13 protein-coding genes, 2 tRNA genes and 1 pseudogene are annotated in these 17,351 nt (G+C 42.3%); 7 read left to right on the plus strand and 9 right to left on the minus strand.

Annotated features, from left to right (window positions below):
- Positions 1 to 173 precede the first annotated feature (173 nt).
- From BHV72_RS02165 to BHV72_RS02175, 3 genes and pseudogenes are all read right to left on the minus strand, one after another.
- Positions 174 to 245: transfer RNA gene (locus BHV72_RS02165), tRNA-Glu, on the minus strand.
- A 68-nt stretch (positions 246 to 313) separates the two neighbouring features.
- Positions 314 to 400 (minus strand) — tRNA-Ser (locus BHV72_RS02170).
- 411 nt (positions 401 to 811) lie between these two features.
- Positions 812 to 1,036, minus strand: a pseudogene (locus tag BHV72_RS02175) (hypothetical protein); the annotation flags it as partial.
- A gap of 179 nt (positions 1,037 to 1,215) precedes the next feature.
- On the opposite strand from BHV72_RS02175, the gene BHV72_RS02180 reads away from it, so the two are divergent.
- The 3 genes from BHV72_RS02180 to BHV72_RS02190 all read left to right on the plus strand — a co-directional run bounded on the left by BHV72_RS02180 (position 1,216) and on the right by BHV72_RS02190 (position 5,693).
- Positions 1,216 to 1,662, plus strand: a complete 447-nt coding sequence (locus BHV72_RS02180; RefSeq protein ID WP_005676429.1) for a hypothetical protein — start codon at positions 1,216 to 1,218, stop codon at positions 1,660 to 1,662.
- A gap of 236 nt (positions 1,663 to 1,898) precedes the next feature.
- Entirely contained in the window at positions 1,899 to 3,563 is a 1,665-nt protein-coding gene (locus BHV72_RS02185; RefSeq protein WP_005676428.1) for a putative transporter, read from the plus strand.
- Between the two features lie 135 nt (positions 3,564 to 3,698).
- On the plus strand, positions 3,699 to 5,693 hold the full coding sequence (locus BHV72_RS02190) for a fructose-bisphosphatase class III (protein ID WP_005680675.1): 1,995 nt from the start codon (positions 3,699 to 3,701) through the stop codon (positions 5,691 to 5,693).
- 111 nt (positions 5,694 to 5,804) lie between these two features.
- Here the strand turns inward: BHV72_RS02190 and BHV72_RS02195 are convergent, their stop codons facing one another.
- The 5 genes from BHV72_RS02195 to BHV72_RS02215 form a co-directional block, all read right to left on the minus strand.
- Positions 5,805 to 6,953 (minus strand): LA_2272 family surface repeat-containing protein, encoded by a 1,149-nt coding sequence (locus BHV72_RS02195; protein WP_005676426.1) that lies wholly within the window; start codon positions 6,951 to 6,953, stop codon positions 5,805 to 5,807.
- Between the two features lie 68 nt (positions 6,954 to 7,021).
- Entirely contained in the window at positions 7,022 to 8,680 is a 1,659-nt protein-coding gene (locus BHV72_RS02200) for an AMP-binding protein (RefSeq protein WP_005676424.1), read from the minus strand.
- Positions 8,681 to 8,846: 166 nt separating this feature from the next.
- Positions 8,847 to 9,917: a GDP-L-fucose synthase family protein gene (locus BHV72_RS02205; protein ID WP_286854069.1), complete on the minus strand. Its 1,071-nt coding sequence runs from the start codon at positions 9,915 to 9,917 to the stop codon at positions 8,847 to 8,849.
- 8 nt (positions 9,918 to 9,925) lie between these two features.
- Positions 9,926 to 10,996 (minus strand): GDP-mannose 4,6-dehydratase, encoded by a 1,071-nt coding sequence (gmd, locus tag BHV72_RS02210; protein WP_005676422.1) that lies wholly within the window; start codon positions 10,994 to 10,996, stop codon positions 9,926 to 9,928.
- A gap of 84 nt (positions 10,997 to 11,080) precedes the next feature.
- Complete coding sequence (locus tag BHV72_RS02215; protein WP_005676421.1) at positions 11,081 to 12,259, minus strand: dicarboxylate/amino acid:cation symporter; 1,179 nt, start codon at positions 12,257 to 12,259, stop codon at positions 11,081 to 11,083.
- A gap of 109 nt (positions 12,260 to 12,368) precedes the next feature.
- Between BHV72_RS02215 and gnd the strand changes: the two genes are divergently transcribed.
- From gnd to pgl, 3 genes are read left to right on the plus strand one after another with little or no spacing between them, the layout of a single operon-like run.
- The gene (gene gnd / locus BHV72_RS02220) at positions 12,369 to 13,844 is read left to right on the plus strand and encodes a decarboxylating NADP(+)-dependent phosphogluconate dehydrogenase (RefSeq protein WP_005680678.1); all 1,476 of its coding nucleotides are present in this window, start codon (positions 12,369 to 12,371) and stop codon (positions 13,842 to 13,844) included.
- A 57-nt stretch (positions 13,845 to 13,901) separates the two neighbouring features.
- Positions 13,902 to 15,398 (plus strand): glucose-6-phosphate dehydrogenase, encoded by a 1,497-nt coding sequence (gene zwf / locus BHV72_RS02225; RefSeq protein ID WP_122264677.1) that lies wholly within the window; start codon positions 13,902 to 13,904, stop codon positions 15,396 to 15,398.
- Positions 15,395 to 16,126 (plus strand): 6-phosphogluconolactonase, encoded by a 732-nt coding sequence (gene pgl, locus BHV72_RS02230; protein WP_005676416.1) that lies wholly within the window; start codon positions 15,395 to 15,397, stop codon positions 16,124 to 16,126. The genes zwf and pgl overlap by 4 nt, the downstream gene beginning before the upstream one ends.
- A 109-nt stretch (positions 16,127 to 16,235) precedes the next feature.
- Here the strand turns inward: pgl and BHV72_RS02235 are convergent, their stop codons facing one another.
- Positions 16,236 to 16,448, minus strand: a complete 213-nt coding sequence (locus tag BHV72_RS02235; protein ID WP_005676415.1) for a hypothetical protein — start codon at positions 16,446 to 16,448, stop codon at positions 16,236 to 16,238.
- 316 nt (positions 16,449 to 16,764) lie between these two features.
- Between BHV72_RS02235 and BHV72_RS02240 the strand changes: the two genes are divergently transcribed.
- Positions 16,765 to 16,941 (plus strand): hypothetical protein, encoded by a 177-nt coding sequence (locus tag BHV72_RS02240; protein WP_224241697.1) that lies wholly within the window; start codon positions 16,765 to 16,767, stop codon positions 16,939 to 16,941.
- The last annotated feature ends 410 nt before the right edge of the window (positions 16,942 to 17,351 follow it).

Consider the following 17,351-nt stretch of genomic DNA (forward strand, 5'->3'; position numbering starts at 1 on the left):
GGCACAGTTCAGAGGAGTAAGAGATAAAGCATTTTTCTTGTATAGACTCGCTAAATTATATGCATAAAATGAAAATCCCTCAGATTCTTACGTTGATCCATAAAGATTCCTACTTTAAGATATATAAAATAAAAGAGGAAATGTAGTTTAACTACATTTCCTCTTTTATTTAGTAGTGGGTACGAGAATCGAACTCGTATTACATGCGTGAGAGGCATGTGTCCTAACCGTTAGACGAACCCACCGGCATTTTATGGATTTAAAAAGAGCCAAGTCTTATAAACTTAGCTCTTTTTCTCTTGAGATTTGTTTGCGGAAGCTGGGGGATTCGAACCCCCGGTACCCTTGCGAGTACGTCAGTTTAGCAAACTGGTGGTTTCAGCCACTCACCCAAACTTCCTTGAACCCGCATTCTCTCTCAAATGCGGTGCAAATATAGGGGGAACTCTACGCAAATCTTTTAGCAAGATTTTTTTAGTCTGTTTTTTGAAAAATCAGATAACTTGCTATGTTTCAAATGTTAAACGAATGATTTTTTTTTCGATATCTTTTATTTTTTGTTACGAAGGAAAGAACTTGAAACATATTGACGGTATCTTAGTGAGATAGGGTAACTATGTCGACCGGACAGTGACGCTATATTTCAGAGCATAAAAAAAGGCTATCTATCCCAGACAGCCAATCTTTTGTTAACCTTAAATCTAATACTATGAAAAACACATTACAAAGATACGGACTTCTGGAAAATTAGCAAGTAAAGCAAGAAAAAACAGATGTTTTATAACATTGATTAAATAATTCATTCTACTATTCAATCTTTATTAAGATTTTTACTGCTTTGAATGCTATATTCCCAATATTTATCACATAGTTGCAGGTAACTTGTCTCGGTACTCTTACCTCCCAAGGAGATAGCATACATTTTTGTTTGTTTTGCTTTTGCATGTTCTATGCTTCGGGCTAACATATAATCAACGGGACGCATCTCAAAGTCGGATACGGTGATGATATCTGTTTCCATATATTGGTAATCGGAGGCAAAGATACGAGATTTCTTTGAGATAGGTTTATTGGGTACAGAGGGATTTACCTCCATAATTAGGCAATTTCCTCCGTACAAGTAGGACTTTTCAGTTTCATAAGGAAAATTCATTCTATACTTTTGTCATATCGAAAGATAAATGATATAAATAAGGACCATAAAAATAAAGGATTATGAAAACGAACGCATTCAAATACTTAGGTATAGCTTTAATGGCATTGATGATGATTAGCCTTACTTCTTGCGAAGTAGAAATTGATAGCTTTTATGATGATGATAATATCGGTGGCGGGTATTATTCCCGTTCGTCGGAATTGTGCAGTCGCACATGGATCAGTTATTACCGTGACGCAGACGGGAACCGTTGTTGTCAAGAACTGGATTTTTATTTAGACCGTACAGGGGTTGATTACATACGAGTGGAATACCGTAACGGAGATGTGGAAGTTTTTGAATATAATTTCCGGTGGAACTGGGAAAACTATGCACAAACATCTATCAGGATGTCCTACGGTCCGGGTGATGTTTCCTATCTGGATGATGTGTACCTTGGTGGAAACAGATTAAGCGGTTATCTGGACGGAAGGGATAACTTTGTGGAATATCAGGGAAGCAGGTAAAAAAACAATAGGTATCGGAGATAACAAGATGTAGCTAGAAAGACGAGGACAAAGAAGGATAAGATAAAAATGTGTCAGGGGTTAATGACAGAATGATAGGTAGGAGAGGTAAAAGGTTGCCAATAGGATTTCAGGAATAAGGGTTAGAGTATAAATAGGGCGCGAAATGAAAGCATAAAAGTTTTGAACGGGACTAAATAGTTTTTATCTTTGCGCCCTATTAGTTTTATATATACATGGAGTGGTTATCTAGTCTATTTCTCGAACATTCTGCCTTACAGGCTGTTGTGGTACTTTCACTGATTTCTGCGATAGGTCTGGGCTTGGGAAGAGTGCATTTCTGGGGTATATCCCTGGGAGTCACTTTTGTTTTTTTTGCCGGTATACTTGCCGGACATTTCGGGCTTTCGGTTGATCCGCAGATGTTGAATTACGCAGAAAGTTTCGGTCTGGTTATCTTTGTTTATTCTCTCGGTCTGCAAGTGGGGCCCGGTTTTTTCAGTTCTTTCCGGAAAGGAGGAGTGACGTTGAATATGTTGGCGTTGGGAGTTGTTCTTCTAGGTACTTTGTTAACGGTGGTAGCCAGTTATGCTACAGGTATATCGCTTCCCGATATGGTTGGTATTCTTTGCGGAGCGACGACAAACACTCCGGCGTTGGGAGCGGCGCAGCAGACATTGAAACAAATGGGCATGGATAGTAGTACGCCTGCTCTGGGATGTGCCGTGGCCTATCCAATGGGAGTAGTCGGTGTGATTCTTGCCGTTTTGTTAATTCGTAAAGTATTGGTTCGCAAGGAAGACTTGGAAATAAAGGAGAAGGATGATGCGAACAAAACCTATATTGCAGCGTTTCAAGTACATAATCCTGCTATTTTCAATAAAAGCATAAAGGATATAGCTCATTTGAGTTATCCTAAGTTTGTTATTTCCCGTTTGTGGCGTGACGGACATGTCAGTATTCCGACTTCTGATAAAGTGTTGAAGGAAGGTGATCGCTTGCTGGTGATTACGGCTGAAAAAGATGCGCTGGCTCTGACTGTGCTTTTCGGCGAACAGGAAAATACGGATTGGAACAAAGAGGACATTGACTGGAATGCGATTGACAGTGAACTGGTCTCCCAGCGCATTGTTGTCACTCGCCCTGAACTGAACGGGAAGAAATTGGGAGCGCTCCGGTTGAGAAATCATTATGGAATCAATATCAGCCGTGTCTATCGTTCGGGTGTACAACTGCTCGCCACTCCGGGATTGATACTTCAGTTGGGTGACCGACTGACGGTAGTAGGGGAAAAGGCAGCCATTCAAAACGTGGAAAAAGTACTAGGTAATGCTGTCAAGAGTTTGAAAGAACCTAATTTGGTTGTTATATTTATTGGTATCGTGTTGGGATTGGCGTTAGGTGCTATTCCTTTTTCTATTCCGGGTATCAGTACTCCTGTAAAACTAGGCTTGGCAGGTGGTCCTATTATTGTCGGTATCCTTTTAGGTACGTTTGGACCACGGATACACATGATTACCTACACTACTCGTAGTGCCAATTTGATGTTACGTGCCTTGGGACTCTCAATGTATCTAGCCTGTCTGGGACTGGATGCTGGGGCACATTTCTTCGATACGGTATTCCGTTCGGAAGGGCTACTGTGGATCGGTTTAGGAGCCGGACTGACAATCATCCCAACTGTTTTAGTGGGCTTTGTAGCCTTCAAGATGATGAAGATCGATTTTGGCACAGTGTCCGGTATGCTATGCGGAAGTATGGCGAATCCTATGGCATTAAATTATGCAAATGATACAATTCCCGGTGATAACCCGTCTGTAGCCTATGCGACAGTATATCCATTGTGTATGTTTCTACGGGTGATTATTGCACAAGTACTGTTGATGTTCTTATTAGGTTGAAAATAAATTTTATATGAAAATTGTAAACGAGTAAATAAAAAAATATATTTATCACGGATAACTGAATGGAATGATTCCGAACAACGAACATAGGAAGCAAAGTAATTGTTAATTAGTAAATTGTAATAAAATAGAATGACTGCTCAAAGTAATATAACTCCTGAAAGTATTGTGGGCGATCTCCGCTACCTTCAATTGCTTTCCCGTAGTTTTCCTACTATTGCCGATGCTAGTACGGAAATTATCAATCTGGAGGCTATCTTGAATCTGCCTAAGGGGACAGAACATTTCCTGACAGATATACATGGTGAATATGAAGCATTCCAACATGTTCTGAAAAATGCTTCAGGTGCGGTAAAGCGTAAAGTGAATGAAATATTCGGCAATACTCTCCGTGAAGCGGAAAAGAAAGAACTCTGTACGCTGATTTACTATCCCGAAGAAAAACTTCAACTGGTGAAAGCTCGTGAGAAGGATTTGGACGATTGGTATCTGATTACTCTGAACCAACTGGTGAAGGTCTGTCAGAATGTGTCTTCCAAGTATACGCGTTCTAAAGTGCGTAAATCGTTACCTGCCGAGTTCTCCTATATTATTCAGGAATTATTGCATGAATCGTCTATCGAACCGAATAAACATGCTTATATCAATGTAATTATCAGTACGATTATTACAACAAAGCGGGCAGATGACTTCATCATTGCTATGTGTAACCTGATTCAACGGCTGACTATTGACTCCCTACATATTGTCGGTGACATCTACGACCGTGGTCCTGGTGCGCATATCATCATGGATACTTTATGTAATTATCATAATTTTGATATTCAATGGGGAAACCATGATATTCTTTGGATGGGGGCTGCTTCGGGCAATGACAGTTGCATCGCTAATGTGATCCGTATGTCTATGCGTTACGGTAATTTGGGCACATTGGAAGATGGTTATGGTATTAATCTGCTGCCATTGGCTACCTTTGCTATGGATACTTATGCTGATGATCCCTGTACTATCTTCATGCCGAAGATGAATTTTGCCGACGCTCACTATAATGAGAAAACCCTGCGTTTGATTACCCAGATGCATAAAGCGATTACTATCATCCAGTTTAAGTTGGAGGCTGAAATCATCGACCGTCGTCCTGAATTCGGCATGGAGAATCGGAAACTTTTAGAGAAGATAGACTTCGACCGTGGTGTCTTTGTGTACGAGGGAAAAGAATATGTCCTGCGTGATACCAACTTTCCGACAGTAGACCCAGCCAATCCTTATCGGCTGACAGAAGAGGAACGTGAACTGGTAGAAAAGATTCATTATTCATTTATGAATAGTGAGAAGTTGAAGAAACATATGCGCTGTCTGTTTACGTATGGCGGGATGTATTTGGTTTCCAACTCGAATCTTCTTTATCATGCTTCCGTACCTTTAAATGAAGATGGCAGTTTCAAGCGTGTCAAAATCCGGGGAAAGGAATACTGGGGACGTAGGCTACTGGATAAGGCCGACCAGTTGATTCGTACCGCTTACTTTGATGAAGAAGGAGAGGAGGATAAGGAATTTGCTATGGACTATATCTGGTATATGTGGTGCGGTCCTGAAGCTCCTCTGTTTGATAAAGATAAAATGGCTACTTTTGAGCGCTACTTTGTAGAAGATAAAGAACTGCACAAAGAGAAGAAAGGGCATTATTATACATTGCGTAATCGTGAGGATATTTGTGACCGGATTCTGGAAGAATTTGGTGCTTCGGGTCCTCATTCGCATATCATCAATGGTCATGTGCCGGTAAAGACTATTCAGGGCGAACAGCCGATGAAAGCTAACGGCAAACTTTTTGTGATTGACGGTGGATTTTCAAAGGCTTATCAGCCGGAAACAGGGATTGCAGGATATACGCTTGTTTACCATTCTCACGGTATGCAGCTTGTACAGCATGAACCATTCCAGTCGCGGCAGAAAGCAATTGAGGAAGGGCTGGATATTAAGTCTACCAATTTTGTACTGGAATTCAATTCACAACGAATGATGGTGAAAGATACTGATAAAGGAAAAGAGCTGGTAACGCAGATTCTGGATTTAAAAAAGCTACTTGTTGCTTATCGTACCGGATTGATAAAAGAGAAGATATAAAAGAATAGTAAGTAGTGATTAACAATGAACGGTGAATAAGTTGCAACGTAATAAAGCAACTTGTTCACCGTTCACTATTTTGTATACTGTTTGCTATACATACATTCTTTTTTAGAAAAGAACAATGCCTGCTTCAATGATAACACCTTTATCGTAATTGCTTGATTTATTATAGAACCGGGTAAGTCCGTAACCACCCGTTGCAAAAATACCGAATTTTGGAGTAAACTGATATTCCAGATTGGCACGGGCTTGCAGTGCATATAGGCGTTTTGGAATTACTTCATCCTTATTGTCGAATGCTTCAATGTGTTGATAACCAAGATCTCCGCTGATAGATAGTCCTTTATAAACAGGGAAGGAAATACCAGCACGATAGGAGGCGCTGGCTGAGAACTTGTCATTTAAGTCCTGATACATGGAACCGACTCCCAGAATTGTATAGAACAGCTGGTTCTTGAAACGCACACCGATGTTGGCAGCTGTAGAATTGCCACCATACAGCATCATTTGCACTTTCGTATCAGGATTGGCATTGACCAGACCCAGTTGCAATCCTTTCATATCTTCCCTATAATAATTGACCAGACCAATTTGTAAACCACGGGCTTTTGTTGCATAGTTGCATAAAGCGATCTGTAAGCCATTCAGTTTTCGGGCAGTAATATTGGCAATACCTGCAATCTGCAAACCATTCATATCTTCGCCCACCACATTCAGTAGTCCGGAAGTTACCATACCGTTATAACTCTGTCCGGTGATATTGGCTGCGCCGGAGAACTGAAAGCCCGAAGCCATGTTTCCTGTCACATTCATAAAACCGCTCATCATCACTCCCGAAGTATTATCTCCTCCGATACTGGTAAGACCGGCAATAATTACCCCTTTTGTACCGTCTCCGGTAATATTTACTAATCCGGCAGTAGAAAGTCCTATGGTATTGTCACCGCTGATATTGCTGACACCCGCTATCTGAACACCGCGCATTGTTCCACCTGCCAAGTTAGCCAAACCTGTGATTTGCACTCCATTCATGTCGCCATGCACTACGCTTCCCAATGCATTGATACCGACACCATTCAGGCGGTTCAACGTAGAAAGCAGACCGATATTGACATAGGTCGTCTGCGTACTGTCATGCGGCTGCGTACATATATCTTTCCAAATGGAAATATTGATACCCGCACTCTTGTTCTGTGCCGGCAAACAAACGGCAGCCATGAGAATAGCTGCCGTGAGGATTGTTTTTCTTATCTTCATTTTTAATATATTTCTCTTTCTCTTGATTTCTTTTTTCTCGGTTCAGGTGGAAATGCATGGGAGGATAATTATCCTTTCGCTTCCTGATACAGATAACGCTTAATACTCTTTTTCGGCGTCTTTTCAAATTCTTCCGGATAAATCTTCATTTTTGAGATCTGACTATATGCCGGCAACATAGCATTCAACGCCACTCGGTTTTCTTCCATAACCCGTTCAATGTCCTCGTTCTTCAAACCGTGGGCAAAAGCATCATCAAAGTCCGGATAAACAAGTCCGACGAGCTTTTCGTTCTGCTGGACAATAATACTTTCGGCCACATAGGGCAGGTTGTTCAACTTGTCTTCTATTTCTTCCGGATAAATATTCTGTCCGCTGGCACTGAGCAATAAGTTTTTGCTGCGTCCCTTGATTGTAATATTTCCTTCCGCATCTTTCAACGCCAGGTCTCCTGTGTGCAGCCAGCCGTCTTTATCTATAACTTCTTTTGTAGCTTCTTCATTTTTGTAATATCCCAGCATAACATTCGGTCCTTTACAAACTATTTCTCCTACGATGTTTTCCGGGTCGGAAGATAGAACCTGTACATCCATACGTGGTACAGCTTTTCCGCAAGAGCCGGGTTTGAACCTTCTCCAATCTTCATAGCAGATAATCGGACCACATTCTGTCATTCCATAACCTACTGTATAAGGAAAATCAATCATTTTCAGGAATTGCTCAACTTCCTGATTGAAAGCTGCACCCCCTACGATAACTGCTTTGAAGTTTCCGCCGAACGCCTTAATCATTTCTTCGCGTACCGTTGCTTTAATCTTATCGTTGATAATAGGTACTTTCAGTAATATTTTCATGGCCGGAGTCTCCAACTTCGGAAGTACACTCTTCTTGATAATCTTTTCGATAATCAGTGGGACGGCAACGATCAAACTGGGTTTTACTTCTTCAAATGCCTGGAAAATGATTTTCGGACTTGGCATACGGGTCAGGAAGTAGATGTGACATCCTACGGAGAACTCATAAAGAAATTCGAAAGCCAGTCCGTACATGTGCGCCATAGGAAGCATGGATACAATCTTGTCTCCGGCTTCCAACTCCAATACTTCAAATGCAAATTTAGTATTCGACCACAAACTACGATAGGGGAGCATTACTCCTTTTGAATAACTGGTCGTTCCGGAAGTATAATTGATAACGGCTAATTCTTCGGGTTCGTCTTTGTGGTATTCGATATGTTCTCTACGGAAATTTTTCGGATATTTTTTGCCGAACATTTCATTCAAATGTTCGCGTGCGTGAGTTAACCGTTCACTACGGGATACCAGCAGGGTGAAGTCATTCATCATCAGGATACCTTCGAGTAGTGGCATTGCCGATTCGTTCAGGTTTTCCCATACCATATCTCCTACAAACAGCAGTTTGGCTTCGGAATGGTTGACGATATTGTGTACATTGTCTGCTTTAAACTCGTGGAGAATAGGAACGATTACTGCTCCGTACGTCAGTGTAGCAAGGAAAGTTACTCCCCAATGGGAGCTGTTTCTTCCGCATACGGCAATCTTATCTCCTTTGCGGATTCCACTTTCCTCAAAAATTATATGGAGTTTTTCGATTTTGCGGGCTACATCTTTATACTGAAGGGTGGCTCCCTTGTAATCTGTCAGGGCATCCAAATCCCAATTGTTCTTGATACTATTCTCAATGTAAGCTATAAAACTTTGTTCCATTGTTTTTGCACATTTGGTATTAAATTGTGCAAATATAGCAATTAAATTAAGAATGGAAAATTAACTATGAAGAATTTTTGGAGAGGGTGGAGAGAAGAGTGAGTCTGTGATATGCTATAAGCTAAAATAATTATACTGATAGCATATCAACAGATTGTTTGATTTTTTATTTCAAGTACCATTCATACATCTTTCGCACACCTTCCTCGATTTCGATTTTGTGATGCCAACCCAGTGCGTGCAGTTTCGAAGGATCGGTTAGCTTACGCATCGTGCCGTCCGGTTTACTGCTGTCGAAAGTCAGTTTGCCTTGATAGCCTACTGTCTCTACGATCCGCTCGGCAAGTTGTCGAATAGTGATTTCCTTACCTGTTCCGATGTTGATATGACAGTTACGGATATCCTTGCTACCTTCTTTATATGTATCTTTGAAGTCAACGTGTTCCATGACGAATACACTGGCGTCTGCCATTTCTTCACTCCAAAGGAACTCGCGGAGAGGAGTTCCCGTACCCCACAATGTCACTTCCGTTTCACTGATACCATATTTGCTTAGGATAGCCAGAATTTCTTCTTTCGGACTGTCTCCGTTGATACCTTCTACCGGGCGCAGGTCCATATCCTTTCGGACAGCCTCCCAGTTGCCTTCTTTCAGGCAATGGGCCAGATGAATCTTGCGGATCATAGCAGGCAGTACATGGCTGCGTTCCAAATCGAAGTTATCATTCGGACCATATAAGTTGGTCGGCATCACAGCGATGTAGTTTGTTCCATATTGCAGGTTGAAACTTTCACACATCTTCAGACCGGCAATCTTGGCGATGGCATACGGCTCGTTGGTATATTCCAACGGAGAAGTAAGTAATACATCCTCTTTCATCGGTTGCTTGGCGTCACGTGGATAAATACAGGTACTTCCGAGAAAGAGTAGCTTTTTTATGTTGTGGCGGAAACTTTCCCCGATGACATTCTGTTGGATTTGCAGATTTTTGTAGATAAAGTCGGCGCGGTAGATACTGTTTGCCATGATGCCGCCAACGAAGGCAGCAGCAAGGAATACATATTCCGGCTGTTCTTCATCGAAAAACTGGCGGACAGATACACTGTCGAGCAGGTCAAGCTCCTTGTGAGTGCGGCCTACCAGATTCGTGTATCCTTTATTCTGCAAATTTTTCCAGATAGCAGAACCCACGAGACCGTGGTGTCCTGCTACATATATTTTTGCATTCTTTTCCATTCTTCCGTTTAATGTTTGTTCGCGATCATGCGTTTCACCTTTTCCATGTCGTGGCGTACCATGATACGGACCAGTTCTTCAAATGAAGTCTTGCACGGATTCCAACCCAGCAATGTTCTTGCTTTGGTCGGGTCGCCTAACAACTGTTCAACTTCCGATGGACGGAAATATTTGGGGTCAACTTCTACCAATGGCTTGCCGGTGTCTACGTCAATTCCCTTTTCATTTATGCCCTCGCCTTCCCAGCGGAGTTCGATGCCTGCTTCCTTGAAAGCTAGCGTAGCAAATTCGCGTACCGTATGCATTTCTCCAGTAGCGATTACGAAATCTTCTGGAACGTCATGCTGCAGAATCAGCCACATACATTCTACGTAATCTTTGGCGTATCCCCAGTCTCGGCGTGCATCCAGATTACCTAGATACAGCTTGTCCTGTTCGCCCTGTGCGATGCGGGCGGCAGCCAGAGATATTTTGCGGGTAACAAAAGTCTCGCCACGGCGTTCGCTCTCGTGGTTGAACAAGATACCGTTTACGGCAAACATACCGTAGCTTTCGCGATAGTTTTTGGTAATCCAGAAACCATATTGTTTGGCTACCCCGTACGGAGAACGGGGATAGAACGGAGTTGTCTCTTTCTGTGGAACTTCCTGCACTTTACCGAACAACTCGGAAGTGGAAGCCTGATAGATACGGGTTTTCTTTTCCAGTCCCAGAATCCGTACCGCTTCGAGCATACGGAGCGTACCGATAGCGTCCGCTTCGGCAGTATATTCCGGAACATCAAATGATACCTTTACGTGGCTTTGGGCAGCCAGGTTGTAAATTTCATCAGGTTGCACTTGTTGAATGATACGGATTAACGAACTGGAATCTGTCATATCCCCATAATGCAGATTGATCGTACGTTTCTGTTTCATGTCGCGCACCCATTCATCAAAATATAAATGTTCGATACGTCCCGTATTGAACGACGAAGAACGACGAAGGATACCGTGAACTTCGTAACCTTTTTGCAAAAGTAATTCGGCAAGATACGAACCGTCTTGTCCGGTAATGCCTGATATTAGGGCTTTTTTCATACGTTATAATTGTTTATTTGGAATAATACGGGCGCAAATGTCGACATTTTTTGCAGTATATGCAAACCTCTTTTAATTTATTTTTCAGCACAGTCGTTCAGCACGGTTTTTGCCCATTATTTTGTCGATAATCAAAGCAATAGCTCCATCTCCGGTTACGTTGCAAGCTGTTCCGAAACTGTCCATGGCAATGTAAAGAGCAATCATCAATGCTTGTGCTGATTCATCGAAGCCGAGCATGGACTGCAAGATACCTAGTGCCGCCATGATTGCTCCTCCAGGAACACCCGGTGCAGCTACCATTGTAATCCCCAGCATAAAGATAAACCCGGCAAATAGGGGAAAGTCGAACGGTATTCCCTGCATCATCATCAATGCCAGTGCACAGGCTACGATTTTCAGAGTACTGCCCGACAGGTGAATCGTGGCGCATAGTGGAATAACGAAGCCGGCAATGTCTGAGGATACTCCGTTCTTCTTCGTCTGCTCCAGTGTGACGGGGATAGTGGCTGCTGAAGATTGTGTGCCTAAAGCCGTGAAATATGCCGGCATCATCTTTCCGAGCAGTTTAAACGGATTTTTGCGCACGAATAATGCTGCAATGGAATATTGGAAAACCAGCAGGAAGATATGAAGAATGAAAATTACTCCGATAATTTTGATAAATACCATTAAGATAGCGTATACTTGTCCGGAGTGCGTCATGTTTAGAAAAATACCGAAGATATAAAGCGGAAGCAACGGCAGAATGACAGCACTAATCATGCGGACGATGATCTCCTGGAAGTCCCTTGCCACGTTTTTTAGCGCATCGCTGTTCAGGGAGGCGAGCCCCAACCCCAGCGTAAAAGCGAAAATTAACGCGGTCATTACATTCATCAGCGGAGGAATGGAGACGGAGAAGTAGGGAAGAATTCCTTGTGCTTCGCTTACTTCTTCGAGCGGCACGCCCGGTTCGATGAGTGATGGGAATACTGTGACTCCTGTGAAATAGGAGAGAAAACCTGAAAACAACGTAGCACCGTATGCAATGAGTGCGGTGACAAGCAACATCTTTCCCGCACCTTTACCAATGTCGGCAATAGCCACAGTGACCAGTCCGACGATAATCAGTGGAATGGAAAAGTTGAGAAACTCACTGAAAATACCGTTGAATGTAACAAATATCCGTACCAGTGGTGCCGGGAAAACTGTACCGATAGCAATACCTAGTATGATAGCGATAATGATACGCGGCAATAAGCCGATTTTAATCTTCTTCATCCTTGTTTTTATTTGTAGACCACAAAAATAATGTTTTAATCTAAATATTGCGAACAAATGTTCTTTTCAAGTGTTACTATGATAAACATTATATCAAAATATACAAGTTATGACAAATCAGAATAAAACAGATATCGGGCTAATCGGCTTGGCTGTAATGGGCGAGAATTTAGCATTAAATATGGAGAGTAAAGGCTGGTATGTATCAGTTTACAACCGTACTGTTCCCGGAGTGGAAGAAGGAGTCGTAGACCGCTTTATGAATAGCCGTGCAAAAGGTAAAAATATTGAAGGATTCACAGATATAAAAGCATTCGTTGATTCGATAGCTACCCCTCGTAAAATAATGATGATGGTTCGTGCCGGAAGTCCGGTAGACGAATTGATGGAACAACTTTTTCCGTTGCTTTCGCCCGGAGATATTCTTATCGACGGTGGTAACTCCAATTATGAAGATACCAACCGGCGTGTCAAACTGGCCGAATCGAAAGGTTTTCTTTTCGTCGGTAGTGGTGTGTCCGGAGGGGAAGAAGGAGCATTGAACGGTGCGTCTATCATGCCCGGTGGTTCGGAAAAAGCATGGTCGGAAGTGAAGCCGATTCTTCAGAGTATTGCAGCAAAAGCACCGGATGGTACACCGTGTTGCCAATGGGTAGGCCCTGCCGGTTCGGGACATTTTGTGAAGATGATTCACAATGGTATTGAGTACGGTGATATGCAGTTGATTGCCGAAGCTTATTGGGTGATGAAGAATCTGATTGATTTGAATAATGAAGAAATGGCGGATGTGTTCGCCCGTTGGAATGAAGGAAAGCTGCGCAGCTATCTGATTGAAATCACTGCCAACATTCTCCGTCATAAAGACAAAACCGGGGGATATCTTATTGATAAGATTCTGGATGCAGCAGGACAGAAAGGAACCGGTAAATGGTCGGTTATTAATGCTATGGAACTAGGTATGCCGTTGGGGCTGATTGCCACGGCAGTATTCGAACGCAGCCTTTCCGCACAAAAAGACCTGCGTCGTCTGGCTTCCAAACAATTCCAGTGTCAACATACACAACCTATATATAATAAGGCGGAACTTGTAAAGAATATCTTTTCCGCCCTTTATGCTTCTAAACTAGTCTCTTATGCACAGGGATTCGCCGTGTTGCAACGTGCTTCCGATGCTTTCGACTGGCATCTTGATCTGGCCTCCATTGCTCGTATGTGGCGTGGCGGATGTATCATTCGTAGTGTATTCCTCAACGATATTGCTGCCGCTTTCGAAGCACCCGATAAACCTAAGCACTTGTTGCTGGCTCCTTATTTCCGGGAAGAAATCAAGACGTTGCTTTCCGGTTGGAAGAGTCTCGTTGCAGAAGCGATGAAAGAAGAACTGCCCGTTCCGGCTTTTTCTTCTGCTTTGAATTATTTCTATTCACTCACTTCTGCCGATTTGCCCGCTAACCTTGTGCAAGCGCAGCGCGACTACTTCGGCGCGCATACATTCGAACGAAAAGATGAGTTGCGCGGACAGTTCTTCCATGAAAACTGGACAGGACACGGAGGCGATACGAAATCTGGAACATATAATGTATAATAAATAGGTATTTTCAAGTAACAAGATTGTTTGATAAGTAGAAATAAAAAAGCGACAATGGATAAATTTGCAATGATTATTTTCGGTGCGTCGGGTGACCTGACCAAGCGTAAACTGATGCCTGCACTCTACTCCTTATACCGCGACAAGCGGCTTACAGGAGATTTCTCTATACTCGGCATCGGGCGTACGATATACTCCGACGAGAACTATCGTTCTTATATATTGGAAGAACTGCAACAATTCGTCAAGGCAGACGAACAGGATACTATTCTTATGTCTTCTTTTGTCTCTCACCTGTATTACTTGCCGCTGGACCCTGCAAAGGAAGAAGGTTACCCCTTACTCCGCCAACGTCTGGTGGAATTAACTAACGAGGTAGATCCGGATAATTTGTTGTTTTACCTTGCCACTCCGCCTTCGCTTTACGGTGTAGTTCCTCTGCATCTGAAGGCTGCCGGACTAAATACTCCTCATTCACGTATCATCGTCGAGAAACCTTTCGGTTACGATCTCGAATCGGCACGTGAGTTGAACCGTATCTATGCTTCTGTCTTCAACGAACACCAGATTTACCGTATCGACCATTTTCTTGGCAAGGAAACTGCACAAAACGTGCTTGCGTTCCGTTTTGCCAACGGTATCTTCGAACCTCTCTGGAATCGTAACTATATCGACTACGTAGAAATTACAGCCGTCGAGAACCTCGGTATCGAGCAACGCGGCGGGTTCTACGAAACGGCGGGTGCCTTGCGCGACATGGTACAGAATCATCTTATCCAGCTTGTAGCTCTTACAGCTATGGAACCACCTGCTGTCTTTAATGCGGACAATTTCCGGAATGAAGTGGTGAAAGTCTACGAGTCTCTCACGCCGCTTACTGAAGAAGATTTGAACGAGCACATCGTTCGTGGACAATATACGGCTTCCGGTAACAAGAAAGGTTATCGTGAAGAAAAGGGAGTAGCTTCCGAATCACGTACGGAAACTTACATAGCCATGAAGCTGGGTATCAGTAACTGGCGTTGGAGCGGTGTCCCGTTCTACATTCGTACCGGCAAGCAAATGCCGACGAAGGTGACGGAAATCGTCGTTCATTTCCGTGAAACACCTCATCAGATGTTTCGCTGCTCCGGCGGTAACTGTCCGCGAGCTAATAAATTGATTCTTCGTTTGCAACCCAACGAAGGAATAGTGCTTAAGATTGGAATGAAAGTGCCCGGTGCAGGTTTCGAAGTCCGTCAGGTGACAATGGATTTCAGTTATGCACAGTTAGGCGGAGTGCCGAGTGGCGACGCTTACGCACGTCTGATAGACGACTGTATTCAGGGCGACCCGACCTTATTTACTCGCAGCGATGCAGTAGAAGCCTCATGGAAATTCTTTGACCCGGTTCTCCGCTATTGGAAAGAAAACCCTGACGCACCTTTGTACGGCTATCCGGCAGGCACGTGGGGACCTCTAGAAAGTGAAGCAATGATGCACGAGCATGGGGCCGACTGGACGAATCCTTGTAAGAATTTGACGAACACAGATCAATATTGTGAATTATGAAATTAGCAGTTTTTCCCTCGTCGATTGAAACCTCACGCGCGTTGATACTTCGTCTGGTGGAACTCATGAATGAGGAGCCGGACAGAATATTCAACATCGCAGTCAGTGGAGGTAATACCCCCGCTTTGATGTTCGATTTATGGGCGAATGAATATCTGGATATCACTCCTTGGAACCGTATGAAAATCTATTGGGTGGACGAACGTTGTGTGCCTCCCGAAGACTCTGACAGTAATTATGGAATGATGCGTAATCTCCTTCTTGGGATAGCCCCCATTCCTTATGAAAACGTATTCCGCATCCGTGGCGAAGCTAAGCCGGTGAAAGAGGCGGTTCGTTACTCCGAATTGGTGAAACAGCAACTGCCATACAGATTGGGCTGGCCTGAGTTTGACATTGTGCTGCTTGGAGCGGGAGACGACGGGCATACTTCCTCTATTTTTCCAGGACAGGAGAATCTCTTGACTTCCACTTCCAGTTATGTAGTCAGTATTCATCCCTGCAACGGGCAGAAGCGTATTGCAATGACCGGATATCCTATTCTGAATGCCCGTCATGTTATTTTTCTGATTACCGGAAAGAATAAGGCGGATGTGGTGGAGGAAATCTGTAATTCGGGAGATACGGGTCCTGCGGCTTATATCGCTCATCATGCACAGAATGTAGAACTGTTTATAGATAAAGGGGCTGCATCGTATATTGGGGATGCGAGTAAAGAGATACATTAATTCAAAACAGAGCTACTAAAACAACAGGTAACATGAATCCTTATCTGCAAGAACAACGATTTGCTTAGCGGACTACTTGCTGAGTAAAACATAAAAGACTGGAGGAGAGTTACGTTTTCGTGATCTCCTCCACTATATATTTGTCTTCCACCTTCTTACAAGTACACACAAGGTATTCCGGATGTTTCAAAGCTCCTTGTAGTGTATCGGGAAGAATAACTTCTTTCGTACGTCGGTCTATCGCAACCATTGCATACAGTATACCTTCACTCTCGCACTTCTCTATTAGTGCTTTTTTTAGTTCTTCTACGTCGAATTCCATTTTGGTGAGATTTATCACTGCAAAGTTAGGGAAAATAATGAATATTTTCTGCAAATATATTTGTATTCCGCTAAATTAAGGACAATAAATAAAAAACAAGTATATTCAAATACTGAACATTTAGTATAATATTGATTAATATTTAATGTAGTGGAAATATTTTTTTGAATTAAGGGATTAAATGTGTATAATTGTAAATCCGTCGTAAAGGGGTTAGAACTAGTATGGAGATATTTTAATAATTAAATTCAAATCATATGAGACCTTTAATATCTAAGAAATCTCTTTCAGCTGTATAATTATAGGATCTGCTGTTATGAGCTATATAATTAAATATGTTATTGAAAAGCTGGGTGATCCTATTGAGAATATCGTTTGTGGAGCAGCCATAATGATTTCAATAACATCTCTAGTCTTTTTGTTTAAGTTGAAAAAATATATAGATAATAGTATTAATCAATCAAGTACTGATAACAAAGAAAAAGTGGAATAAAAGGGGGGGATTACTATTTAAAAGAAGTTCGAAACGATATATAAATAGTTAGTATATATACATAAAATGGCTTCCTTGTTCGTCCGCCGACGAGGAAGCCATTTCAACACAAAAACTAAACTAGACACATTTTTGGAAATCTAGTTGTATATTCTGTATATCAATTATATAGTCCTGCTTTTTTTTATGGTTCGACCATAATTCGACCATTTGATGTTTTATGTACTATCAAGATTTCTATATTTCATATTTTATATTACTTTAAATATTATATTTGCGCATTGTCAAACTAAAATAGTGCGTTTATGAAATCGTTATTAAAAAATGTCCTAAGAAGGATAAGTAAAAAACAATCTTCTAAAGAAGATAATGCGATAATGCAACAGCCTTTTATCCCCAGTGTTGTGCAA

Source organism: Bacteroides sp. 43_46, assembly GCF_001915455.1.
GTDB lineage: Bacteria > Bacteroidota > Bacteroidia > Bacteroidales > Bacteroidaceae > Bacteroides > Bacteroides caccae.